This is a genomic window from Marinifilum flexuosum (genome assembly GCF_003610555.1).
Classification (GTDB): domain Bacteria; phylum Bacteroidota; class Bacteroidia; order Bacteroidales; family Marinifilaceae; genus Marinifilum; species Marinifilum flexuosum.
In genome coordinates, this window is the sequence record NZ_RAPQ01000009.1 from 786,739 (window position 1) to 812,054 (window position 25,316).

Annotated in this window: 18 protein-coding genes; 12 read left to right on the forward strand and 6 right to left on the reverse strand. The window is 38.2% G+C overall.

The genetic code is table 11. The features are described from left to right. The first annotated feature begins 22 nt into the window (after positions 1-22). From BXY64_RS13190 to BXY64_RS13205, 4 genes are all read left to right on the forward strand, one after another. Complete coding sequence (locus BXY64_RS13190) at positions 23-1,351, forward strand: glucoamylase family protein (protein WP_120240449.1); 1,329 nt, start codon at positions 23-25, stop codon at positions 1,349-1,351. A 95-nt stretch (positions 1,352-1,446) separates the two neighbouring features. Next, positions 1,447-3,018: a hypothetical protein gene (locus BXY64_RS13195; RefSeq protein ID WP_120240450.1), complete on the forward strand. Its 1,572-nt coding sequence runs from the start codon at positions 1,447-1,449 to the stop codon at positions 3,016-3,018. Positions 3,019-3,108: 90 nt separating this feature from the next. Beyond that, complete coding sequence (locus tag BXY64_RS13200; protein WP_120240451.1) at positions 3,109-5,379, forward strand: glycoside hydrolase family 3 N-terminal domain-containing protein; 2,271 nt, start codon at positions 3,109-3,111, stop codon at positions 5,377-5,379. Between the two features lie 54 nt (positions 5,380-5,433). Then, positions 5,434-7,443 (forward strand): glycoside hydrolase family 97 protein, encoded by a 2,010-nt coding sequence (locus BXY64_RS13205; protein ID WP_120240452.1) that lies wholly within the window; start codon positions 5,434-5,436, stop codon positions 7,441-7,443. Between the two features lie 67 nt (positions 7,444-7,510). On the opposite strand, the gene BXY64_RS13210 is transcribed toward BXY64_RS13205, so the two are convergent. Further along, entirely contained in the window at positions 7,511-8,383 is an 873-nt protein-coding gene (locus tag BXY64_RS13210) for a metallophosphoesterase (protein WP_120240453.1), read from the reverse strand. Between the two features lie 104 nt (positions 8,384-8,487). Between BXY64_RS13210 and BXY64_RS13215 the strand changes: the two genes are divergently transcribed. The 4 genes from BXY64_RS13215 (at position 8,488) to murB (ending at position 11,590) form a co-directional block, all read left to right on the forward strand. Continuing rightward, positions 8,488-8,817 carry a hypothetical protein gene (locus tag BXY64_RS13215; protein ID WP_120240454.1) on the forward strand — a complete coding sequence of 110 codons (330 nt, stop codon included), beginning with the start codon at positions 8,488-8,490 and terminating at the stop codon, positions 8,815-8,817. A 9-nt stretch (positions 8,818-8,826) separates the two neighbouring features. Beyond that, positions 8,827-9,375, forward strand: coding sequence for a hypothetical protein (locus BXY64_RS13220; RefSeq protein WP_120240455.1), 549 nt, complete (start codon positions 8,827-8,829; stop codon positions 9,373-9,375). A gap of 78 nt (positions 9,376-9,453) precedes the next feature. After that, the gene (locus BXY64_RS13225; RefSeq protein ID WP_120240456.1) at positions 9,454-10,482 is read left to right on the forward strand and encodes a threonine aldolase family protein; all 1,029 of its coding nucleotides are present in this window, start codon (positions 9,454-9,456) and stop codon (positions 10,480-10,482) included. Between the two features lie 94 nt (positions 10,483-10,576). Beyond that, positions 10,577-11,590: a UDP-N-acetylmuramate dehydrogenase gene (gene murB, locus BXY64_RS13230; protein ID WP_120240457.1), complete on the forward strand. Its 1,014-nt coding sequence runs from the start codon at positions 10,577-10,579 to the stop codon at positions 11,588-11,590. A gap of 260 nt (positions 11,591-11,850) precedes the next feature. Here the strand turns inward: murB and mltG are convergent, their stop codons facing one another. Then, positions 11,851-12,921 carry an endolytic transglycosylase MltG gene (mltG, locus tag BXY64_RS13235; RefSeq protein WP_120240458.1) on the reverse strand — a complete coding sequence of 357 codons (1,071 nt, stop codon included), beginning with the start codon at positions 12,919-12,921 and terminating at the stop codon, positions 11,851-11,853. 542 nt (positions 12,922-13,463) lie between these two features. Here mltG and BXY64_RS13240 point away from each other — a divergent pair. Next, the gene (locus BXY64_RS13240; protein ID WP_120240459.1) at positions 13,464-14,591 is read left to right on the forward strand and encodes a M14 family metallopeptidase; all 1,128 of its coding nucleotides are present in this window, start codon (positions 13,464-13,466) and stop codon (positions 14,589-14,591) included. Between the two features lie 150 nt (positions 14,592-14,741). Here BXY64_RS13240 and BXY64_RS13245 read toward each other — a convergent pair whose 3' ends face one another. Then, positions 14,742-15,299: a hypothetical protein gene (locus tag BXY64_RS13245; RefSeq protein WP_120240460.1), complete on the reverse strand. Its 558-nt coding sequence runs from the start codon at positions 15,297-15,299 to the stop codon at positions 14,742-14,744. A 1,125-nt stretch (positions 15,300-16,424) separates the two neighbouring features. Between BXY64_RS13245 and tnpA the strand changes: the two genes are divergently transcribed. From tnpA to BXY64_RS13260, 3 genes are all read left to right on the forward strand, one after another. Further along, positions 16,425-16,883 (forward strand): IS200/IS605 family transposase, encoded by a 459-nt coding sequence (tnpA, locus tag BXY64_RS13250; RefSeq protein ID WP_120240461.1) that lies wholly within the window; start codon positions 16,425-16,427, stop codon positions 16,881-16,883. Positions 16,884-16,988: 105 nt separating this feature from the next. Continuing rightward, on the forward strand, positions 16,989-17,966 hold the full coding sequence (locus BXY64_RS13255) for a transglutaminase domain-containing protein (RefSeq protein WP_120240462.1): 978 nt from the start codon (positions 16,989-16,991) through the stop codon (positions 17,964-17,966). Between the two features lie 19 nt (positions 17,967-17,985). Continuing rightward, positions 17,986-18,249, forward strand: coding sequence for a hypothetical protein (locus BXY64_RS13260; protein ID WP_120240463.1), 264 nt, complete (start codon positions 17,986-17,988; stop codon positions 18,247-18,249). 781 nt (positions 18,250-19,030) lie between these two features. Here BXY64_RS13260 and BXY64_RS13265 read toward each other — a convergent pair. The 3 genes from BXY64_RS13265 to BXY64_RS13275 form a co-directional block, all read right to left on the reverse strand. Beyond that, positions 19,031-20,077, reverse strand: coding sequence for a nucleoid-associated protein (locus BXY64_RS13265; protein ID WP_120240464.1), 1,047 nt, complete (start codon positions 20,075-20,077; stop codon positions 19,031-19,033). 391 nt (positions 20,078-20,468) lie between these two features. Continuing rightward, entirely contained in the window at positions 20,469-24,173 is a 3,705-nt protein-coding gene (locus BXY64_RS13270; protein ID WP_120240465.1) for an ABC transporter permease/M1 family aminopeptidase, read from the reverse strand. A 2-nt stretch (positions 24,174-24,175) separates the two neighbouring features. Then, complete coding sequence (locus BXY64_RS13275) at positions 24,176-25,051, reverse strand: ABC transporter ATP-binding protein (protein ID WP_120240466.1); 876 nt, start codon at positions 25,049-25,051, stop codon at positions 24,176-24,178. Positions 25,052-25,316 lie beyond the last annotated feature (265 nt).

Below are 25,316 nucleotides of genomic sequence, written 5' to 3' on the forward strand. Positions count from 1 at the left end.
TACCTATTAAAACAAATAAGCAATGTCACATTTAATCAAAATATACCTATCACTCTCACTTTGCCTGATCATTGGCTGTTCGAGCAGTAGCTCTGATGAATATATTCCTGAAAAGGACGCTGAGCCAGAAGCTAAGCTTACCGATGCCGAACTTATTGACATCGTTCAAGAGAAAACCTTTGCCTACTTTTGGGATTTCGGACACCCGATTTCTGGATTAGCTCGTGAGCGAAGTAATGAGAAACCAGATACAGTAACAAGCGGAGGAAGCGGTTTCGGTATCATGGCTATCGTTGCAGGTGTAGAACGCAACTATATCACCCGCCAGCAAGCTGTTGATCGCCTATTAAAAATGACAGATTTCTTGGAGAATAAAGCGACTCGTTACCATGGTGCATGGTCTCATTGGTTAAGTGGTACAACAGGAAAGACCATCCCTTTTTCACACAAGGACAATGGTGCAGATCTTGTTGAAACAGCCTTCCTGGTACAAGGAATGTTGACTGCCAGAGAGTATTTTGATGCAGAAACTGAAAAGGAGCAAAAGCTTAGAGCTACCATTACCAGATTGTGGGAAGAGGTTGAGTGGGACTGGTTTGCCCAATCAGGAGAATACTTGCTATGGCATTGGTCTCCTAACTATCAATTTGAAATGAACCTGCCTTTGCGTTCATTTAATGAAACTCACATTGCTTATATTCTGGCTTTGGCATCACCTACTCATCCAATAGATAAGAGTGTCTATGAAAAAGGATGGATTGGAAACAACTACGTTAGAGAATTAGATCCAACAAAACGTAATGATTATGGAGGACCTTTATTCTTTACACATTATTCGTATTTGGGATTAACTCCTCACATCACTGATCAACACATGTCATTGGCCGGCTATTCGTCTTACTTCGAAAGAAATAAAAAGCAGACACTTTTGAACCGTCAGTGGTGTATCAGTAATCACAGCACTTACAGTTATTATGGAGAGAGTTGCTGGGGATTAACCGCAAGTGATACTCCGGGTGGTTATATGGCACATGCTCCAAATAATGACAATGGAACCATCACACCTACAGCAGCCATCTCATCTATTGTTTATACACCTGAATATACTCTGGATGCCATGAGGTTCTTCTATGAAAAAATGGATGAATACAATCTTTTTGGTCAGTATGGCTTCAAAGATGCATTCAACATTAGTAAAGGATGGGTGGCCAAATCATACCTGGCCATTGATCAGGGACCAATTGTTGTAATGATAGAAAATTACCGTTCCGGTATCATATGGGATACTTTTATGAAAACCCCCGAAATAGGTGTAGCCTTGGATAAAGCAGGTCTTAGCCTAACAAAATAACACAATTCAATTAGTTAGTAAATTCCTTAGAACAAGAGCTTAATGCTCTTGTTCAGGGACTCCCTAACCCAATTCATAACCTAAAATTTTAACTTATGAATCTAAAAACAAAACAGTTAAGCTTAATCATTGCAATATTTTCCACATTTACAATAGCATGTAGTTCTTCTGATGAAGAGGAAATAATTGAACCTGTTGATCCTTGTGCAGATGTAGTAAAAGACAACAGTATAATTTCTGATTTTGAATGCCAGCAAAACTTTTTTATTGGTGCCGATGCAAGCAAGGAAACTCAGGCCCCTGCAATTGATAACACCAACAAATCAGGAATTAATACCTCCAATAAGGTCGGTAAATTCATCGATGATGGAAACCAAGCTTGGGACAACCTCTTAATTGACTTTGGTTCTGCATACAACCTAACGGACAGAAGCCAACTTAAAATCAAAGTACTTGCTCCCAAAGCAGGAATCCTGATTGCTAAATTGGAAGGCGGAAGCTTGACTATAGAACAAAGCGTTCAGATCGAAAAAATCAATGAATGGGTGGAATGCTCATTCAACTTTAGAGAAGCCATCGACATGGATAACACCAAACTGGTTCTTTTCTTTAACGCAGGTGCTGATGATGGTGCCAGCGAAGAAACCTACCTGATTGATGATATCCGATTTGTGGAAAATGATTTCCCAGAAATTGTTGATCCTTGTGAAGGCGTAGAAAAAGACATGAACATCATCTCTGATTTTGAATGCCAGCAAAACTATTTCATTGGTGGAGATCCTACTCTGGATACTCAAGCTCCTGTAACCAACAATCCTGATCAGTCAGGTGACAACACATCTGAAAAAGTTGGAAAATTCATTGACAACGGAACACAGGCTTGGGACAATATGCTTATCGATTTTTCTACGGCCTACGACTTAACCAACCGTAGTCTTTTAAAGATGAAAGTCTATACAGAAAATACAGGTATTCTAATAGCAAAGTTAGAAGGTGGTGACGTGGTCGTTGAGCAACAGGTTCAAATGGAGACAACTGGTCAATGGGTTGAATACTCTTTCAATTTCAGAGAAGCAGTTGACATGAACAACACCAAACTAATCCTGTTCTTCAATGCAGGAGCCGAAGATGGCCAGGAAGAAGAAGTTTATTATGTGGACGACATCAAGTTTGTAGAGAATAATATACCTGTAGATGATAACCCATGTAATGGTGTTGATAAAGACATGAGCATCATCTCTGATTTTGAATGTCAGCACAACTATACATTCACTGGAAGACTGGAGGCTGGAATAGACAATCTATACAAAGCAGGAATCAACCAAAGCGAGAAAATTGGTGAATTTACCGATGATGGAACAAATGCCTGGGATTTCCTTTTGGTTGACTATGAAAAAGCCATAGACCTTTCTACCAAGAACAAATTGAAACTGATGATTCACTCCGATAAGGCAGTTCAATTCCTTGCCAAGCTGGAAGGTGGAACCTCTGCTGCCCATGAAATCTGGATGGATATTACCACAACCGGAGAATGGGTTGAGTATACCGTTGATTTTAGCTCACAGGCAAATGAAAACCATAACAAAGTAGTTCTCTTCTTCAATGCAGGAAAAGATGACGGAGGTGCAACAGACAAGTATTACCTGGATAACATCCGCTGGGAATAACAACCGGACAAACAACATTAAAACCCGAATAAAAGGGGCATGAAGCCCCTTTTATTCAATCATGAAATAATTTATTAAACTATTAATTAAATGCGACTAAAATCTTTATTACTTCTAGTAGGATTAGTGATGAGTGGAGCCTTGACCCTTTCAGCGAAGGTCAACAAAAAACCGGCTCCCTGGGAGAGAGAAACTAAAATGGAAGCCTTTGTGGATTCTCTTTTACAAAAGATGACACTGGAGGAAAAACTGGGACAGCTTACCCTGTTCTCAAGTAGCTGGGATATTACGGGTCCAATCACCAACAACAATTACGTTGAGGATGTAAAAAAAGGAAAAGTAGGCGCCATCTTTAATGCCTATAGCGCGGACTTTACCTACCGCTTGCAAAAGGAAAACATGGAGAATACCCGTTTAAGTATTCCTTTGCTTTTCGGATACGACGTGATTCACGGTCACTGGACAACCTTTCCTATCCCATTGGCTGAAGCCTGTTCATGGGATCTTGAATGGATTGAAAAGAGTGCTCGAATTGCAGCTATCGAAGCCACTTCGGAAGGTTTACACTGGACTTTTGCTCCTATGGTAGATATTGCACGCGACCCTCGTTGGGGACGAATTGCTGAAGGTGCCGGGGAAGATATCTTCCTGGGATGTGAAATTGCCAAAGCACGTGTTCACGGATTCCAGGGCGATGACCTAAGCAAAACCAACACAATGCTGGCCTGTGCCAAGCATTATGCTGCTTATGGTGTAGCGCAGGCAGGGCGCGATTACCACACTGTGGACATTTCAAACCGTGAGCTTTGGGGCACTTACATGCCTCCTTTCAAGGCCGCTTTAAATGCTGGTGTAGCCACTTTCATGACCTCTTTCAATGAATTGGATGGAACTCCATGTACGGGTAACGAATACCTGCTTGATGATGTATTAAGAAAGAAGTGGCATTTCGACGGATTCGTGGTAACCGATTACACATCTATCATGGAAATGACAGAACATGGTAATGTGAAAGACGAAAAAGAAGCTGGTGAAGTAGCCATTAATGCGGGTGTTGATATGGACATGCAAAGTGGTATTTTCAACGACTACTTACCAACTTCTGTTGAAGAAGGTAAAGTTCTTACTTCTCGTATCAACGAAGCCGTTCGTCAGATCCTGAAAATGAAATATCGCCTGGGATTATTCGAAGATCCTTACAAATACAGCGATGTAAAAAGAGCGAAGAAAACCTTAATGAAGCCTGAATTCATTAAGGCATCTCGTGAATTGGCAAAGAGAAGTATCGTTCTGTTGAAAAACGAAGATCAAATTCTTCCTCTTGACAAGAACATCAAGAAACTGGCTCTTATTGGACCATACGTTAAGAACAGACGCGATTTGGTAGGAACCTGGTCTGGTGCCGGAAAATGGGAAAAAGCGGTTACTGTAATGGAAGGTATTGAAAAAGCGGTTTCAAGAAAAACTGAAATTTTATATGCCGAAGGGTGTAAACTGTTTGGTGATGACCGTAGCGGATTCGACAATGCGGTAGCTACTGCCAAGGAAGCTGATGTTGTTGTGCTTATGGTTGGTGAACCTCATGATTGGAGTGGTGAAGCTGCCAGTCGTACCGACCTTGAATTACCTGGTGTTCAACCTGAATTGGTAAAGGAAATCGTGAAAACTGGTAAACCTGTTGTGATGGTGATGATGAATGGTCGTCCTTTAACCATCGACTGGGAAGCTGCTAATGTTCCGGCAATTGTGGAAGCATGGCATCTTGGTGTTCAGGCAGGTCCTGCTGTAGCTGATGTTTTGTTCGGAGATTACAATCCTTCAGCAAAACTAACGGTTACTTTCCCAAGAAACGTAGGCCAGATTCCAATCTATTACAACATGAAGCACACCGGTCGTCCTATGGATCCTAACCAAAAGTTTACTTCCAAATATCTTGATTGTCCGAACACTCCTCTTTATCCATTTGGTTTCGGATTGAGTTATACCACATTTGACTATTCGGCTGTGGAACTTAACAAAACAACAATGGGAGCCAACGATCAGATTATTGCCAAAGTGAAAGTAAGCAACACTGGCAAATATGACGGTGAAGAGGTTGTTCAGCTATACATCCAGGATTTGGTTGGTAGTGTAACACGCCCTGTGAAAGAATTGAAAGGATTCAAAAAAGTATTTATCCCGAAAGGAGAAAGTGTAGAAGTAGAATTCACCATTACTGCTGAAGATCTGGCTTTCTACAGAAAAGACATGTCCTATGGGGTAGAAAAAGGTGATTTCAAAGTATTCATTGGGACCAGCTCTCAAGAGGTACAAGAATCACAATTCACATTAACCCAAACTGCTCCCATCGCGGAGAAATAAAAATCGACAAAGGGGGAAGCAATTCCCCCTGTTTTATTTCAAACAAAATCCTTCATGAAAAGTCCGAAGCTACAACAACTACTCACCTCCCTGATCTTACTTGCATTTCTGGGATATGGATGTCATCCCAAACAGGAAGTTCTTCTCACTTCGCCCAATCAAAAACTAATGGTAAGTGCAGGGCAACACGAAGGCCAGCCCTTCTACAAGTTGATCGCCAATCGCGATACACTGATCCACAACTCGCACCTGGGTCTGATCTTTCAAAACATTCTAAAGCAAACCAACAACTACACCCTTGAAGCTGTTGAAACCAGTAAAACCGACACCCTATGGGAAACGGTATGGGGAGAAGATCAATTCATTAAGGAGCAATCAAACAATGTGTGCCTGAGCTTTCGACAAACTCAAGCTCCTCATCTGCAAATGAAAATCCAATTCCGTTTGTTTGATGATGGCCTGGGATTCCGCTATCAAATTCCTCCTCAGGAAGGAATAGACAGCCTTTTCCTTGTAGATGAAATTACAGAGTTCAACCTTACCGGAAACCATCAATCCTGGTGGACTCCGGTGGATTACGACAGCTACGAGAAAGCTTACCAAACTTCACAAGTTAGTGAAGTAGACTCGGTACAGACTCCTTTCACCATGAAGACAGATAAGGGCTACTACCTGAGCATTCATGAAGCAGGCCTGGTCGACTATGCATCCATGACTTTAAAGCGCAATAAAGACAAAATGCTCTCACTGGAATGCAACTTGGTTCCCTGGCCCGACGGCATAAAGGTAAAAGCCGACAAAACCTTGCAATCGCCTTGGCGAAGCATTCAGGTTGGAGAAAAGGCAGTAGACCTAATCAATTCTCATCTCATTGTCAACCTGAATGAACCTAACAAATTAACAAACACAAGCTGGATAAAACCCATAAAATACATGGGCATATGGTGGGGCATGCACCTGGGCCAGCAAACCTGGTTCACAGGTCCGCAACATGGGGCCACTACCAAAAACACCAAAGAACTTATCGACTTTGCTGCGGCCAACCAGTTCGAAGGAGTATTGGTGGAAGGCTGGAATCCCGATTGGAAAAAATTTGGGGAATGGACCTATACCCAAACATATCCCGATTTTGATCTGCCACAGCTTTCTCAATATGGAAAATCGAAAAAGGTACAGATCATTGGCCATCACGAAACCTCTGGTCATGTGGAAAACTACGAATCTCAACTCGATTCTGCCCTGCAATTCTATAGCAAGCACAATGTAAAAAATATCAAAACCGGTTATGTGGGTCCAATTAAAAACGGGCAGTATCACCAGGGACAATGGATGGTGAACCATTACCAGAAAGTAGTGGAAAAAGCTGCCGAACATGAGATCTGCATCATCGCACACGAGCCAGTAAAACCAACAGGTTTGCGCCGTACCTATCCAAACTTTTTATCGAGAGAGGGTGCCCTGGGACAAGAGTTCAATGCTCCATGGTCAGCAGTAAACAACAGTCCGGCACACACTACCATACTTCCTTTCACCCGATTATTGGCTGGTCCCATGGATTTTACCCCGGGAATTTTCGGCCTAACCTACGAGAAGTATGGCATTAGAGACAAAAGGGTAAATACTACACTGGCCAAACAGCTGGCCTTGTATGTGGTAATCTACAGCCCGGTGCAAATGGCTGCCGATTTGATAGAGAATTACAAAAATCAACCTGCTTTTCAATTCCTAAAAGATGTTCCTGTGGACTGGGAAAAATCCATTGCACTGGAGGGAGGTCCTGGTGAATTCATCTCCATAGCACGAAAGGACCGACATAGCAGCGATTGGTTTTTGGGTAGCATCAGCAATGAAACTGCAAGAGAGGTATCCATTCCACTAAGCTTTCTGGAAGCAGGTAAAAAATATCTGGCAGTAAGCTATCAGGATGGGCAAAATGCCGATTGGAAAACAAATCCTTACTCCATAAAAATATCTGAAAAAGAAGTAACAAGTGAAGATAAATTAACTGCTTGGCTAGCAGCCGGTGGAGGACTTGCAATCCACTTTATTGCAAAAGGTGAATAATACCAAATCGAAAGGTAGACAACTCACCACTGGAATCCCCTCCTCTTTTTGAGATGGGGATTTTCTTTTAAAACAAATCGAAGCATCGATTCAAAAGCGCTTCCGAATCGCTATACTCCTTATCAGCTGAGATCAATAGGATTTTTTTCTCCAAATCGCGCAAACAACCTGCACTTGAACAAATCCTCAACTGTTTCTCCCCTACCATTTCAGCCCCATAATCCACACCGATATGACCCGCCACCAAGCTTTTCAAGGGATTCTCTTTTCTATCCTCGCTCAGTAAATCGAGCATTTGAGACACCATCACATCATACTCCTCTTTGTACTGTTTCTCATTTCCATTCATTAAGATATCCCATAAATAATCTCCTTCTTCGGTGTGCATAAATTCCGAACCAATTTGAGGATCATACTTTTTAATGTTCTCAATATGCTTGGTAAATTCATCTCGATGATTGAAATTCTTCAAGTAATTCAAATCGAATTTCTCATCTGCTCCATAACGATTCGAAGCTCCCGTATGATTGATTAAAACTCCTCCCTTTGTTCGCAACATCAGCGGCATATTCATAAAGAATTCAATCACCACCTCTCTACATTTTTGAATTCGATATTCGAACCAGGAAGTAAACTCCAAAGGACCTTTCGCCAAAGGAATCTGGTAAATGTGAACAAACTCATGGTTCCCAAGCAGGCATATTACATCACTATCTGGTTGATTGGCTTTTAAGTCCATCAACTCTTCGATCATTTCAAGCGATTCATCTTTCTGTTTGCCAGGATAAGCATGTATCAAATCACCCAGAAAAACCAAATAATCAGCCTTCCCTTTCTTCTTTAGTTGCTGATAGGTCTTCAAAACTTGTCTAAAATCATAGCCATTACCATGCAAATCAGACACAATCATTAGCTTCCCGCTTGAAATATCTCGAATCATTTATTGAAAAATTAAATACCAATTGAGGGGCAAAAGTTCTATAATTTTTATAAATTAAAAAAGTCTCAACTATTTTTATGTAGAATCTCTTAAAACTTTTTTTTATGCTTGAAAAATTACTTAAAAATACCAAAGATTATTTTTGGAGACTAAATCGTGATGGAGATGTTGTTCTTGGTAGTTCTGATATCGAGCCAAAAGCAAAAATTACTTTTACAATTACTAAAAAATGGGTCAATATTGCTCCTATTGTAGAAGATAGTCCCGGGAATTACATTGGTAAACCTGAAAACTTCTTGAAGAAAAGTAACGAATATGAATTAATTATAAATCTGGTTAAGGCAGTTAAAACCTATTTAAAAGATGATCCTAAAATAGATCATGAAAAATGCCTCAACAACACCATGAAACTATTACAGGATTATTATAGCTAAAACGATTTCATGCTAAAATTCACATTATCAACTTTATTCCTCTTTGCTTTTTTGTGCTCAAACCTGGGTGCTCAAACGGTGAAGAAACTTGAAATTGGAGATAAATTCCCTACCATGAATGGAGAATTGCTTTCGTCCAAGGAAATCAGTTTGCCAGATCATTGCAAGGGTAAAGTTTCTTTACTGATTGTTGCTTTTAAAAGAGGAACTCAACCACAAATCGACACCTGGACCAAACCAGTTATGAAGGAGTTCAGCATGTACGATGAATTCCGATTCATTGAAATTCCAATGATTAGCAACTTTTATTCATGGATATCCAATTACATTAATACTGGAATGAGAAAAGGAATTGTTCCCTCAATGCATAAAAATGTGATGACATACTATGGGCCTCTTTCCGATTATTACTCCTACTTTGGAGTAGAAAACAAAAAATTGTGCCATGTATTCTTGCTAGACAAAGAAGGCAAAATACAATTTATGGATCAAGGGGAAAGTCAGTCTCACAAAAGCAAACTACTCATTGATAAAATTAAAAACCTTCTAAATAATTAGTCCCACTTTTTATCTTTTTTGAATGATGTTCTTGATAAGAAAACTTACTTTTACGTTTTCAATTAAAAGTCAAACAAAATGAACAAGAGAGGATTTGCAAGCGATAACTTTTCTGGTGTTCTGCCTGAAGTTTTAGAAGCAATAAACGAAGCGAACCAAGGACATGTAATGGCATATGGTGGCGATCACTATACTGCATCGGCCATTGAGAAATTCAAACACTTATTCGGTGAGAATATTGATGTTTATTTTGCATTTAATGGCACAGGAGCCAATGTAATTGGTTTATCGGTTTTAACGCAATCCTACAACTCTATTCTTTGTCCGGCAACTGCACACATTCAGGTTGATGAGTGTGGTGCTCCTGATAAATTCACAGGCTGTAAAGTAATTCCTATCGATACGCCAAACGGAAAATTGACTCCGGAGTTAATCAAACCTCAATTGCATGGTTTTGGTTTTGAACACCATTCTCAGCCAAAAGTAATTTCGATTACTCAATGTACCGAGTTGGGAACTGTTTACACTCCTGAAGAGGTGAAAGCCATTTGCGATTTGGCCCACGAGCATGATATGTATGTACATATGGATGGTGCTCGACTGGCAAATGCCGTGGTTAGTTTGGATGTTGATGCAAAAGAAATTACTACCAATGCAGGAATTGATGTACTAAGTTTTGGAGGAACCAAAAACGGAATGATGCTTGGTGAAGCAGTGATCTTCTTTAATCCTGACTTATCGAAGAATGCCAAATACATTCGCAAACAAAGCATGCAACTTTGCTCAAAAATGAGATACATCGGAGCGCAGTTCGATGCAATGCTTACCAATGAGCTTTGGTTAAAGACAGCTCGCCATGCCAATGCAATGGCCAAACTTCTTAAAGATGAAGTGGAAAAAATCCCACAGGTTACCATTACTCAAGAGGTACAGACCAATGGGATTTGGGCCTTGATTCCTAAAGATAAAATTGAAAAACTTCAGGAAGAATATTTCTTCTGGATTTGGGATGAACATACAGGTGAAGTACGTTGGTTATGTTCTTTTGATACCACCAAAGAAGACATTCTAGGCTTTGTGGATCTTTTAAAACAAGAATTGGCATAAACCACCATTCTTAGCAAGAAAACATCAAGCGATAATATAATTTACAATTCTGCCCATTGTTAATTATTAATTACTAATTATTAATTGCTTTTAAATGGCACAACTATTAGAAAATTATTCTCTAAAAAAACACAATACATTCGGCATTGAGGCAAAGGCCAAATATTTCTTCGAATTCGAAACCGAAGCAGAAATACAGGATTTCCTTAAGAAGAATGATATCATAGATACCCAATACATTATTTTAGGAGGTGGTAGCAACCTTCTCTTTACAGAAGATTTTGATGGCTTGGTGCTTCATCCAAACATCACGGGCATTGAACTTCTTGATGAAGATGAAGACTCTGTCTTGTTGCGCGTAGGTTGTAACGAAGAGTGGGATGAATTTGTTGAATGGGCAGTTAACAATGACCTATATGGCATCGAGAATCTATCCTTAATTCCAGGTAAAATTGGTGCTTCTCCAGTACAAAACATCGGGGCTTATGGTGTTGAGGTAAGAGAAGTAATCGAGAATGTGGAAGCCATCTCTATCGAATCCAAAGATGCTGTGATTTTTAGCAATGCACGCTGTGAGTTCGATTACCGTAATTCCGTTTTCAAGAACGAATACAAGAATCTTTTCATCATTACTCATGTACAGTTCCGATTGAAAAAGAAATCTGATCTTAAACTTCAGTACGGTGCAATCAGCAAAGAACTGGAAGCATACGATGAAATCAACCTGAAGAACATTCGCAAGGCAATTATTAAAATCCGAGAAAGCAAGTTGCCCGATCCTGAGGAGTTGGGGAATGCTGGTAGTTTCTTCAAAAATCCGATTGTGGATAAGGAGAAAGCCGACAAACTAAAAGCGCAATTCGAAAACATGCCAAGCTACGAAGTAAATGATTCGGAAACCAAACTGGCTGCCGGTTGGTTAATTGAACAATGCGATTGGAAAGGCAAACGCTTTGGCGATGCGGGAGTTCACAAAGATCAGGCTTTGGTATTGGTAAACTATGGCAATGCCAATGGCAACGACATTTTGAAGCTAGCCAATGACATTCGCAAATCGGTAATGTTTAAATTTGGTGTGAAGCTGGAGATGGAGGTTAATGCCATATAAAGGGTTCACGCAAAGAGCGCTAAGATCTTTTATTTTATAAGTCAGGGGGTGACTATGTACAAGATGTAAATTAGTCACCCCTTGACTTGTAGATTTTATTTTCCATATATGAAGTTGGAGATGAAAGTAAATGCAATATAAAGGCTTCACGAAAAGAACGCAAAGTACGATACTTCATTAGTCCTTTTTATAAGTCAGGGGGTGACTATGTACAAGATGCAAATTAGTCACCCCTTGACTTGTAGACTTTATTTATTCCTCTACTTCATAATCCTTCTTCGATTCAACTCATTCTGATATTTTCGGGCGTTGCGATTGTGTTCGCGGAGTGTGCGTGCAAAAACATGATAACCCGAAAAATCAGGGTTGGCACAGAAATAAATATACCTGTGCTTTTCGTAGTTCAGCACCGCATTTAATCCCGAAATGGAAGCTTGACGGATTGGTCCCGGAGGCAATCCTCTGTACTTGTAGGTATTGTAAGGAGAATCTATTCTTTTGTGCTTGTTCAGTACTCTTTTGATGCTAAAATTGCCCAAAGCAAATTTCAACGTCGGATCGGCATCCAGCTTTATTCTACGATTCAATCGATTCATGTAAACCCCAGCTACGCGGGCTTTCTCATCGCTCTTAATGGTTTCCTCATCAACAATGGAAGCCAAAGTACTGACTTCTACAGGCGATAACCCAATCTTTTCAGCCTTCTTTAATCTATCGGCATTCCAGAATCTTGAATACTCTTTATACATCCTGTCCATAAAAGCACGACTATTGGTATTCCAGTATAACTGGTAAGTATTAGGAATAAACATACCAATTACGGTTTCCGGTTTAAAGCCATATTTTGCAATCAGCTTCTCATCGCGCAAAGCGGTCAACAAGCTAACGGAATCAGCTTCTATTTGCCTGGCAATTTTCCCGGCAAAATCCTCAAGGGTTCTGGTGTTATTAAAGGTCAACTGAATAGGCACCTGCACTCCTGATCTTAGCAAATTTACCAAGTCGTTATTGCTCATTTTATCCTTAATCAAAAATCGACCAGCATGAATGTGATGTGAAAAATTCTTCTTGTCCATCACCCATTTCAAAGAGTTGGAATTTTTCAACCACTCCTGCTCTTCCAATAAAGCAATTACCTGTTCTTGATTTGCTGAACTCGGGATATACAAATACGCAGTTGGCTCTCCTTTTAAGTCTATATTTGAGGAGAAGATTCTGGTATAAAGATTAAAGAGAATGACTCCTGCCACTATCAAGATCAACATTACTGAAATCAGGAATATTCTTAATGTTTTAGAACGAATGTTATTCAATCGCAAAAAATTTATCATTGCTTAGGGTTTGATTATACATGCTAAGTTCGCAAAAATAAAAGAAAAATGAATCATTTTAAAAGTTTCTATTGTTAGATCTTTTTATGGCATTTCGTAAAAACAACCTTAATGCTGTCTCTACCCCAAACATACAATAGTGGTAAACCCAAAGCATTGCCTTGGATCTACATTTCACACCTTAAATACACAATTGGGAGAAGTTATAATTCTAACAACTTATCTTTAGTATCATGTAAATCATCTTGATACTTCATTTCCAGGTTAAACCACCTCATTCTATCTTTCTCCTCAAGGAGAAAAGAACACAACTTCGATGAATTCTTCTGTTTTTGTACTATGATTTAAAGTTCGGAGTACGAACAATGCCATCTTTGATAGCATGTAAATCACCTTTATACTTCATTTAGATACAGTTCTCTGTTTACTGCTCATTGTTAATTGTTAATTGTTAATTGTTCACTGATAATTGTTAATTGCTCATTGTTCACTGCTAATTGATAATTGTTATATTTGAATCACACAATTTTAAACTTACACACATGAACATTTCATCGAATTTCGATAGTGGTAAAATAGAGGTGATTGAAGCTCTTGATCCACAAAACATTCAATTGCGAATTCCAAACGATACAAACTCAGAACACTTCCAGTGGTTCCATTTCCGCTTAACAGGAATGCAGGAACAAGCTGTAAAAATGACCATTCAGAATGCAAGCGAAGCTTCTTATCCTGAAGGATACCAGGAGTATTATGCGGTTGCTTCTTACGATCGTGAGTACTGGTTTAGAGTTCCAACCTTTTTCGATGGCAAAGAGTTAAGCATTGAGCATACACCAGAATTCAACTCGGTTTACTATGCTTACTTCGCTCCTTACACTTATGAGCAGCATTTGGATTTGGTTCACAATGCTCAAATGTCGCAGGAATGTGAATTGGTATCAATTGGTAAAACCGTTGAAGGCAAAGACATCGATATGCTAATTGTTGGTGAGCCTGATGAAAACAAAAAGAAGATTTGGGTTATTGCTCGTCAGCATCCTGGTGAAAGTATGGCAGAATGGTTCATGCAAGGCTTATTGGGCAAACTATTAGATGAAGATGATCCTGTTGCCAGAACATTGCTAAACAAAGCTGTTTTCTACATTGTTCCTAACATGAATATCGACGGTAGTATTGCCGGTAACCTTCGTGTAAACACCAAAGGATTCAACTACAACCGCGAGTGGGCAGAGCCTAGCATCGAAGACAGTCCAGAAGTATTCCATGTTCGTAACCTAATGGATGAGTATGGTTGCGATTTGAACCTAGACATTCATGGAGATGAAGCATTGCCTTACAACTTTATTTCTGGTATTGAAGGAATTCCTTCATTTGATGAAAGATTAAAAAATTTAACAGAAAATTTCATCGACACTTGGATGGCTACCTGTCCTGATTTTCAAGACACTCACGGCTATCCTAAGAACGAACCTGGCAAAGGAAACCTAGCAATCTGCTCAAAACACATTGGGGAACGATTTAAATGTTTATCTTTGACAATCGAAATGCCATTTAAGGACAATAATGATTTACCAGAACCTGAATGTGGTTGGTCACCAGACCGTAGTATTTTACTAGGAGAATCAGTTCTTCAGCCAATTATGAAGGTAGTAGATCACTTAAGATAAGATATTAAAGATTATACTTCTAAGTATATTACTCGAAAGGCCCATACTCAAGCTTCCGTGAGCGTGGGCTTTTTTATTTTCCTTTATTTTGTGAGGTTGTGGCATACGTTGGCACAACGTCTAGAGAAGTAATTTTGAATTCATTAATTTTCAAAAATTCAATCTATTCCAAGCATCTTTTCCTGTTTTTTCATAAATCTCCTTATCAATTTTATACAGATCTATGTGTTCTTCTTCTTTTTCATACAATGGCAATTTTAACTCATCAGATAGATATTGAGCTATCAAGATTGCATCTTCGTATTTTTTAATTTTTTCGATGTTTGTCTCAACTATTGTTTTGTCCTTCATAAAAAAGTACACCTTACAATAAGAAATAATTCTTTTATAAGAAGGTATAGAACTTCTGCCACTAGAGTAACGAATATTTGAATAATAAGTTATTACGAGAATATTTTTCACATCAATTGGTACATTTGATCTAGAAACTTCTCTTTTTTTCATCCATCTAAAAATGTAATGAACAATCACTTTTTTCTCGTTTTCTAATTTAATTAAATCAATCTTTCTTGGTGAGAAAAAAAACAACACAACAAATGCTAAAATCCAATATTGATCAATAATGTATGCTATCAAAATTGTAAAAATCACCTCAAATAGGATTAGAAATCTATTTGGCATTACACCTTCTCTATAGTTTTTAACCATACATTAATTTATAAATACATTATGAAACAAACCATTTAAAATCTTGGAGAATCCTAAATGTTACTTTCTTTTTTACATGTAACAAAATCCTAAATTTAATAATTCTATCATTGATTATCATAAATGGAAATTGATATTTTAAACTCTTTCAGAATAATATTGTTTGTTCCTCCTATGATTTGCTTTGGGATAAAGAGCTTTGGTATATATCGGTGCTCTGCACCTAATTTCTTATAAACATTTTTTCTCTATAAATATTATGCAACTCTGTTGCTTGATTTACATGATTGCATGAATCTGGTACGGAGTACCTGAATATTTATGAACGATATTGTTTGTTCCTCCTATAATTTGTTCTAGGATAACGAGCTTTAGTATATATCGGTGCGCTGCACCTAATTTCTTATAAAGATTCTTTTCTATAAATATTACGCAACTCTGTTGCTTGATTTACTTGATTGCATGAATATGGTAAGTACCTGAATATTTATGAATGATATTGTTTGTTCCTCCTATAATTTGTTCTAGGATAACGAGCTTTGGTATATATCGGTGCGTTGCACCTTAATTTCATGTAAACATCTTTTTCTATAAATATTACGCAACTCTGTTGCTTGATTTACATGATTGCATGAATATGGTACGGAGTACCTGAATATTTATAGAATGATATTGTTTGCTCCGCCTATAATTTGTTCTAGGATAACGAGCTTTGGTATATATCGGTGCGCTGCACCTAATTTCTTATTAACATTCTTTTCTATAAATATTACGCAACTCTGTTGCTTGATTTACATGATTGCATGAATCTGGTACGGAGTACCTGAATATTTATAGAATGATATTGTTTGTTCCTCCTATAATTTGTTCTAGGATAACGAGCTTTGGCATATATCGGTGCTCTGCACCTAATTTCTTATAAACATTCTTTTCTATAAATATTACGCAACTCTGTTGCTTGATTTACATGATTGCATGAGTATGGTACGGAGTACCTGAATATTTATAGAATGATATTGTTTGTTCCGCCTAAGGTGCAGCGCACCGTTATATAATTTTTGTCTCTTATTATTTTGATTTTAAATCAATGATCAATAATTTCAATACAATCAATATTAATTCATTATGGGCGATACATACTCACAATCTTATTTCCATTTGATTTTTGCTGTTCAAAATAGGATGGCACTCATACATAAAGACTGGAAACAAGAACTTGAAAAATATATTACAGGGATCATTCAAAATCATGGTCACAAACTTATTGCCATAGGATCAATGCCAGATCACATTCATATTTTTATAGGATACAATCTTAATCAGAAAATTCCGGAGTTGGTGGAAATCGTTAAGACATCAAGCAATGTTTGGATTAAAGAAAAAAGATTTACCCCCTTTAAATTTAATTGGCAAAAAGGATATGGTGCATTCTCTTATGCACATTCTCAAATTGATTCCGTTGCCCAATATGTGTTAAATCAAGAAGAACATCATATGAAAAAGTCCTTTAAGGACGAGTATTTGGAGATATTAAGGAAATTTAATGTTCCTTTTAAAGAAGAATATCTGTTTGATTTCATTTGAGATTTAGGATATATATCCTCCTGAAATAAAAAATTAACACCTTCATGTCTTCAGGCCCGATTCTTGTTCACTTTTTTCATATTTTTAAACAGAAAGCAGAAAAATATGAGATTATACAAATACATACTCGGCTTAATCCTATTCTTTTCCCTTGCTTCGGCAAATGCGCAAGACCTAAGCAGAGTCGATCAGGTAGTGGGAGGATATCCTGCCAACTTTTCTTCTACCGAGGAGCTTGCTCTTAAAATTACACGCGATTTTTCAACGGATTTGGAAAAAGCAAGAGCCGCCTACACCTGGATTGCATTGCATGTTGCTTATGATACCAAAGCTTTGGGAAAGCCTCAAAGAGTGCGTTTTTCCTATCGCTCACAAGAAGAGCTGGAAGCCAAAAAGAAACAGTTCCGAGCAGATTTGGCCCTAAAAACTTTAAAAAGGCGCAAGGCTTTGTGCGAGGGTTACTCTACCCTATTTCAGAACTTGTGTCGCCACATGAATATGGAATGTGAAATTGTTTCGGGTACTGCTCGTAGAATGATTTCCGAGATAGGTCGAGAAAACTTACCATCGAATCACGCATGGAATGCAGTAAAAATAAATGGAAACTGGCAATTGATTGATGCCACCTGGGCTGCCGGATGGGTGGATTATTCAAAAATGAAATTCAACAAGGAATTTTCATCGGCTTACTTCGCCTCTGATCCCGATGAGTTTGCCATGAAACATCTGCCCGACGACAACAAATGGCTTCTTGCCAGTAAGATAAAAAGCAATGCCGAATTTGCGGCTCAAGCCATGCCTTTTAAAGCCTTTTTGGGCAGAAATATTAAGCTGATTTCCCCACAAAAAGGAATGGTAAGCATTGTAAAATCTTCTGGTCTTCAATTTCTTTTGCAAAATGTACCACCCAATACCCAAGTGGCCTACCATTTTAAGAAAGAGAAGTACGGACAAAAAGTAAAGTCTGTTTCCAAAACTGACACCTTAGGCTTTACCATTTATCCAAATTCAAAAGGAAGAGATGAACTGGTAATTTACTTTAATGGAGTGCCAGCCCTAGGGTACAAGGTACGTGTGAAGTAAGTATTTCATTTTCTATCTCTTGTTGGCATTAGCCAAAGGCTTGTCGTTCTTAGCCAATCACTTGTCGGCCTTAGCCAATCACTTGTCGGCCATAGCCAATGAATTGTCGGCCTTAGCCAATCACTTGTCGGCCTTAGCCAATGACGTTCCGGCTTTAGCCAATGACTTGTCACCCTTATTCTATCATTCCGCGCCTTCGGAATGCCTTAAAGCACCAGCAACTAGGCATAAACTAGTGTCAGCATTGCTTAAACTTGCAACTACAATAGGTAAAGGTGCATAGGAAGATCATTGACGTAGATCGACGAACTTTAGAATTTTAACAACAAATATTAAAGTTACGGTGCTCCGCACCTTTCTAATCTTTTAGACTATTTACCTATAAAGCTTACGCAGCTCTGCTGCTATACACATTAATAGAATTGAACATTACAAAGGTACGGAGTACCGTAATATTTGTAGATCATTTCGTAATGACACAAAGGTAGAGGTACAGCGTACCGATATCTATCCGATTTGGTGTTCTATTTCATATAGTGAGAAAACAAAGAACTCCATATGGCATATAGTGAGTAACTATATAAAAAGAATTATGGGATAATTCTTTAGTTTCGGTTACTTGCTCAAGCCGCATGGCTCATCCTTTTTCCATCGATGAAAAAGGATGCAAAAAAAATCTAGGGCGTGTAAGCACAAACTTCTTCTACTTGAAAACATTAAGTTCGGCGGGGTGATCTTCTCAATTCTTCGAAGCTTCCCCGTCTCTCTATATGTTTTCTACGGATAAGCAGCTTGTCCTTCCAATGTCCAAAAACCCACGCAAACAAATTACGATCATTCTTCAACTTACCAGCTATATAATTTTAGGTACTACACCCCTATTAATTATACAGAACTGAAAAAAGCTTTCCCCCGCAGGAGAAAGCTTTTAATTAAATCTATTAATACTTTTATTTCATTTTTGAATTGCTCCAAACACCCCTCTGCCTGTCGGCATCTCCCCTAAAGGGAAGAATTCTATAAAATGAGGTTTGGGATTTGGAAATTGGGATTTGCCCCTTTAACTAGTTCTCTTCGCGGAAGAAGAGTTTATAGTAGCTTAAATCACGAGCTGCATCGTAACCCTTCTCAATAAACTTGCGCTGTCCGTGAATATATACATGGAAGTTCTTGTCCAGCTTTAGCACATGCTTAAAGTGGCGCTGCTCTCCTTTAACGGCATCATTACTAATGTCAAAATCCGATTCAACAGAAGTTCCTCGCTCGTTCTGATAATATTCCTTGTACTCATCGAAAGCAGAGGCAACCTCAGGTTCTTCAATTACTTCTTGCTTAAACAGGTCTTCGTTAAACTCTTTCTTGTCCTTAAAAAAGTTGATCGACTTGTTCATCAAATCAATCTGATCGGCCTTGGCAACTTCATTCTCATCGTTGTAAACATCGCCAATAAAGCCTTTACACATATCAAGGTAATTCTGAGTATGGTAAAAATTATCCTCACGAAGTTTCAAATCCAGAAAATCTTCCTTCCAGTACAGAGCATCTTTGTTTGGATTGGTCTTATCGACAATACAAACCTTATAACCTTTCTCTTTTTCGGTATTAAAAACCAGGCAGCCTTTATCCAACTTCTTGATGTTAATGCCATTTTCACAGCCCAGCTCAAAGTTTTCATTCTTTTGGTACACCTTTAAAAAAGTGTCTTTGTTTTCCGATTTGAAAATCCCCAATGCATTGCAAACTTCACCATCGACTACACATCCCGAAAAGGCAACCAGGTAAAACTCACCTCCTTTAATATTTGGGTGGTTCGATTTTTCGTACAAGTGAACCGCAATATTGGTTGATTGATCGTAAAAGCTTTCGTTGTTCTCAAAAAACTCTGAAGCATAGCAATACACTTCGTTCATGTTTAAGTCAGCCTCGTTTTGGAAATGGTAAAATTCCTCCTTGTTAAAGGCTGAAAGAAAATACTTTAGCAATACATCTCTAACATCATCATCATCAATATCGATTTCCGATTTAGAAAGCTTTAGATCCTCCTCAAGGTGTTTATTTCCAACATTGTGCACTACAATGCGGTCAAGATTTATCTCTTCAAAGTTAAACATATGGTACTATTTTAAGAACCTGACAAAGATACGCACTTTCGTTAAATATTGAATGATTTCTTAAAGCAGAGGCTGTAGAAATTAATTACTCCAATCAGTTATAGGTATAATGCCTCATAAATTACCAACAAAAATGAAAGTTATGGTGCCCTGCTCCCGCGTATGCAATTACATGATAAAGCTACAAATATAAAGCAGCTCTGCTGCCTTGTTCATGCATCAAAATTGACCATTAGCTACGGTGCGGAGCACCACAATATTTGTAGGCCAGTTGATCTAACGAACGTAAAGGTAAAGAGTACCGTTACCTACTTTAGTTACATTTATATAACTTTCAAAAAAAAAGCTATCCCTTTACGGAATAGCTTTTAAGCACTTTATTTTTTTCTGCCTATGATACCGACTTGTCTTTGGCAGTAGAATTCTCTTTCTTCTCCTTAAACTTCTCAGTATTATCTGCTGTTTTTCTGTCGATTAATTTGTGATAAGGATCAATCCCAACACTATGTGGCTTCTTATCTACAACAAACGAGAACTTGTTTTCTTTCGCAGTAATGTGAACTTTCTTGAATAGAATCTCTTGTTCTTCCTTGTTTTCGTCTTCAAGAAAAATGGCCAAATCGATCCAATCATTCATATCGATGTATTGCTTATCATCCTCTCTTTTCTTTGTATTTATAGAGATGGTAACCGATGAATCGTCACTCGAAAGCTCTTTATTTTCTTCGTTCTTGGTATTGATCACTCTGTACTTCTGAGCCTCAACAACAAAATCAACCTTATACTTTCCATCCTCGGTTTTCGATACGTAAGCACTATCCACCTTATTATCGAAAAGAGTAATGGTTTCAAGCATATCGGTAATCACATAGTCCATACTATCAGGCATGTGTTGCTTCATTACATCAATAAACTCTAAAGATGTAGTGTATGGAGGCTCCTGGAAAGCAACATCGCTAACATACTCGCTAAGCGCTTGGTTCAAGTTGTTTTCTCCCATATAATCGGAAATGGCATACATGGCAATTGCACCCTTATTGTAGTGAATGTATTGTTGATTTTCGTTATACATTAAAGGCTGTTCTTTTACCTGCTCAGAACCTCTTCCTCTTAAATATCCATTCAACTCTTCTTTCATGAACTTGCGGATTTTATTCTTAGGATATTTCTGCTCTAAGACCTTAATTGCCGAGTATTCCGACAAACTTTCCGACATTAAAGTTGCTCCCTGAACATTTGCACCAATTACCTGGTGTGCCCACCATTGATGTGCCATTTCGTGAGCGGTAACATGGTATGCATAGTTCACGGCTCCCTCTTTCGACTTATCCTCTTTTGCAATGAAACCAATGGCTTCGGAGAATGGAATTGTATTTGGGAACGACTGAGCAAATGTTCCGTAAGTTCTAGGGAATTCGATAATGCGAACCTGTTTGTGCTGGTAAGGAGAATAGTTTTCGCCATAATATTTAAGCGAAGCTTTCACCGCTTCAACCATATCGGCAATATTGTAATCGTGACCTTTGTGATAATAGATTTCAATATTGATATCCTTATACTTATCGGTATACACTTCATATTTTCCTGATACCCATGAATAGAAATTCAGAATTGGAGCATCCATCTTGTAATGGTAATAAGCTCTATCGCCTTCTACTCTCTTGTCTTGCAAATACCCTGGAGCAATTGCAATCTGATCGGCAGAAGTACTTACTGTGGTTTCAAAATTCACCCAATCGGCACATTCCGAAATGTAAGTGTTTCCTAATGCCGAAGTATCGGTAGGAGCTGCCATTCTATCACGTTTTGGCAAGTCGTATTTCTTACGCACCGTGTTATCGGTTAACTCACCCGAGCGAGAATAACCAAAGCTTGGGAAACTACCATTATTAAAGAAGGTTCCGTTAGCAATTACAGGAGAATTGTACTCTAAGAAGTGATTTTCCTGATTGCTCAATGTAAAATGCATTTGCATAGAATCTCCCGGCATTAAAGGCTTCTCTAACTTGTAGATATTGTACTGGAATACGGTATCCTTACTCATCAACTCAGCCTTACGTGAAAAGCTAACAGCAGTATTCTTGTATTGATAATTGATATGAATAGAGTCAATAGCTTCGTTGCTCTTATTCTTCAAGATATAATCCCCTTTAACTTTTAAATCTTTGGTTTCAGGGAATAAATCAACATCAATCTTGGCATCCACAATACGAGGTTGAGGAATGTTGTAATACTTCGAATAAGTTTTCTCATATTCTACTCTATCCAACTCGCTTTGTTTTGCCGATTTGTATTCGTTAAAAACATTATCGAACCAGTAAATGTACGAACCAATGGCAATGAAACCTATAACACAAACTGCCAATGAAACATAGAGCCCACGACTTAAGTTTTCCTTTGCTCTTCGGAAACGAATCTTAATGGTTTCTCTAACTCCTCGGCGCCAAATGGCCAAACCTAAAATCAATAAAGATGAAGAGAACAATAGCCAGTAAAGTCGGTAAAACATAAAGGCCGCTACTCCTCTGCCATATCCATCCATATCGGAATAGTTGACAGATGGTCCTGCATTGAATTTGAATATGTTTTGCTCAATTCCAATTTTCGATACAAAAGGACTGATAATTGAAAAGATGAATAGAACAAAAAAGCCAATGTAGAAGTTTGCAAACAGCGACTGAACAAATAAGGATAATCCTGCCCAAACAATATAAGATGGAAGCATAAACAGGAAGAGCTCAATAAGGTAATGTATCGGCTCAATGTCGTAGTACCCCTCAGAAAGCTGAATTACAATACAAGTTACCATCACTACGAATAGCAACACCACCTGCATCTTGATTAAGGCAATAAACTTAGAGAAATACTGAACCCAGTTTGGTGTATGTGTAACATCTACCAGTTCAAACATCTTTGCTCTGCGCTCGCGCTGCACTAACATTCCCGAATACAAAAAGGTAATCAACAGAATGAACAATTTGAACATTGAGCTTGGAATCAACAGCATTTTCCAAGTGGTAGAATAGGTGGTTGTACCAAATAGATTCATGGTGGTATTGTGACCTATTACCATGAACAATATTCCCACTGCCACCATAACCATAAATGGAACCGATTTAATGATGAATTTAAAATTCAATTTCGAAATGCTCCACATCAGCTTGATGTTCCAGTTGAAACTATTGTCAATGTTTACCTTTGGAAGGTTGATATCCCTTAAATTATTGAAATTATCTTTTGTAACTACCTCGCTTTTTTTAGAGAACCAACGGAAACTCAAGGCATTCTGAGTAAACTGAAACTTGTAGTAGGTAAGCGAGAAAATCAATAATGATACCGATATCCAAATGATTCTGTTGATTAGAACCAATCCATCCATTGGTAACAGGTTCGTATTACGCTCTGCCACATTCCAATATTCTGTTGCATTCTGAATGGCTGATGCTCCGAAAGGATCTAATAGTGCTGCCAATGTTTTACTATCCAACTGGCTCATGTAATTATCTGATATACCCTGCACAAAAAACAGTACAATCATGGTAATGAAACCTGCACCTAAGTTTCTTGTGAAAGTAATTACGCTAAACACTATGGCTCCAAACAGAAGTATGTTCGGCAAAATTACCATGCCATATATCTGCAAAAATGCCAATGGTCTGAATGGTCCAAGTAATTCCGGATTAACGCCGGGAAATAATGGCGCAATCATAAAACCCAAACCAAATATTAAGAATATGGCCAAAGTAACCACAATAGAACTTAGAAATTTGGCAGGAATGTATTCCGATTTCTTAAATGGATAAGAATATAAAATAGAGTGCATTTCGGAACTAAAATCTCTATTCACAGAACCTCCAACAATGGAAGGCAATAGAAAATACCCCAAAGTAAGGATGCCAAAACTATTGAACAAGGCAATAGGCGAATTGGCCAAACGAACCGATGCTACAGTAGCTGTACTAGAATCGAATACCCCTAAACTACCGGCCATAACCAAAGTTGATATAACCAAAAGAACCGCTGAATAGATGTATGTAGCTGGGTTTTTGAGCCAGTATTTTAGCTCAAACTTAAATAATGTATTAAACTTGCCCATGATTAATTCGATGCTTTAAGTGTAACAAAATATACATCTTCAAGATCTGCTTCCTTTGGTGTAAACAACTCGTCGGGCTGCGTTTCTGAATATACATTTATATTCATGCTGTTGTCATCGTTAAATCGACTGGAAAGAATATCAAATTTCTCCTTGTGCTCGTTTAAAGCAGAACGTTCAATACATTTGGTCCACATTTTACCTTGCAACTCTTCTACCGATTGTTTTGGGGTTTTATGGGTTAGAATGGTTCCGCCATTCATTATGGCCATATCGGTACACAACTCCTTTACATCCTCTACAATGTGTGTTGAAAAAATAACAATATGGTTGGTACCAATCTCACGCAATACGTTCAGGAATCGACTGCGCTCAGCCGGATCAAGTCCCGCGGTTGGCTCATCAACAATAATCAGTTTCGGATTGTTAAGCAAAAGTTGAGCAATACCGAAACGTTGTTTCATACCTCCTGAATAACCAGCAACATTTTTCTTTCTTGCTTCAGTCAGGTTGGTTTGTTCAAGCACAGCATCAACAATCTCTTTGCGCTCTTGCTTGTTCGAAATGCCTTTCAATTCGGCAAAGTGCATCAATAAATCTTCGGCCGACATTTTAGGATAAACTCCAAAGCTTTGTGGCAAATATCCCAATGCATTACGCAATACCATTTTGTTTTCCATGATATTTGCGCCATCAAACAAAATACAACCACTATCACCTTCCTGAAGAGTGGCAATTGTACGCATCAAAGTTGACTTTCCGGCTCCGTTAGGTCCTAACAGACCGAACATTCCTGTACCAATTTTAATATTAACATTATTCAATGCCTTAACGCCATTGCTGTATGTCTTTGTTAAATTCTCAATAGTTAATTCCATTCATCTAAAATTTAAGTAATTGTATTATGATACCATCTGAGTGAAGACAAATATATATAATGTTAAGCGAGAACATTCTTCTTCTGTCTAATGATTCATAAAAATTCGACAAAGACCTTTTTATTGCGATGAAATTGAGTTTTTACACTTTAAATATTGTCCATAAAAAAGGCATTTATGGATAAATTAGTGGCAAAATGGAATTGCATTGAGTGCGTAGCCAACAACTTATTACTTTCTATTTATACTTCATTATTAGTGCATA

What these genes read in the sequence shown, in the direction of transcription:
- BXY64_RS13190 (WP_120240449.1), top strand. Translation starts at nt 23, where the DNA reads ATGTCACATTTAATCAAAATATACCTATCACTCTCACTTTGCCTGATC.
- BXY64_RS13195 (WP_120240450.1), top strand. Translation starts at nt 1,447, where the DNA reads ATGAATCTAAAAACAAAACAGTTAAGCTTAATCATTGCAATATTTTCC.
- BXY64_RS13200 (WP_120240451.1), top strand. Translation starts at nt 3,109, where the DNA reads ATGCGACTAAAATCTTTATTACTTCTAGTAGGATTAGTGATGAGTGGA.
- BXY64_RS13205 (WP_120240452.1), top strand. Translation starts at nt 5,434, where the DNA reads ATGAAAAGTCCGAAGCTACAACAACTACTCACCTCCCTGATCTTACTT.
- BXY64_RS13210 (WP_120240453.1), bottom strand. Translation starts at nt 8,383, where the DNA reads ATGATTCGAGATATTTCAAGCGGGAAGCTAATGATTGTGTCTGATTTG.
- BXY64_RS13215 (WP_120240454.1), top strand. Translation starts at nt 8,488, where the DNA reads ATGCTTGAAAAATTACTTAAAAATACCAAAGATTATTTTTGGAGACTA.
- BXY64_RS13220 (WP_120240455.1), top strand. Translation starts at nt 8,827, where the DNA reads ATGCTAAAATTCACATTATCAACTTTATTCCTCTTTGCTTTTTTGTGC.
- BXY64_RS13225 (WP_120240456.1), top strand. Translation starts at nt 9,454, where the DNA reads ATGAACAAGAGAGGATTTGCAAGCGATAACTTTTCTGGTGTTCTGCCT.
- murB (WP_120240457.1), top strand. Translation starts at nt 10,577, where the DNA reads ATGGCACAACTATTAGAAAATTATTCTCTAAAAAAACACAATACATTC.
- mltG (WP_120240458.1), bottom strand. Translation starts at nt 12,921, where the DNA reads ATGATAAATTTTTTGCGATTGAATAACATTCGTTCTAAAACATTAAGA.
- BXY64_RS13240 (WP_120240459.1), top strand. Translation starts at nt 13,464, where the DNA reads ATGAACATTTCATCGAATTTCGATAGTGGTAAAATAGAGGTGATTGAA.
- BXY64_RS13245 (WP_120240460.1), bottom strand. Translation starts at nt 15,299, where the DNA reads ATGGTTAAAAACTATAGAGAAGGTGTAATGCCAAATAGATTTCTAATC.
- tnpA (WP_120240461.1), top strand. Translation starts at nt 16,425, where the DNA reads ATGGGCGATACATACTCACAATCTTATTTCCATTTGATTTTTGCTGTT.
- BXY64_RS13255 (WP_120240462.1), top strand. Translation starts at nt 16,989, where the DNA reads ATGAGATTATACAAATACATACTCGGCTTAATCCTATTCTTTTCCCTT.
- BXY64_RS13265 (WP_120240464.1), bottom strand. Translation starts at nt 20,077, where the DNA reads ATGTTTAACTTTGAAGAGATAAATCTTGACCGCATTGTAGTGCACAAT.
- BXY64_RS13270 (WP_120240465.1), bottom strand. Translation starts at nt 24,173, where the DNA reads ATGGGCAAGTTTAATACATTATTTAAGTTTGAGCTAAAATACTGGCTC.
- BXY64_RS13275 (WP_120240466.1), bottom strand. Translation starts at nt 25,051, where the DNA reads ATGGAATTAACTATTGAGAATTTAACAAAGACATACAGCAATGGCGTT.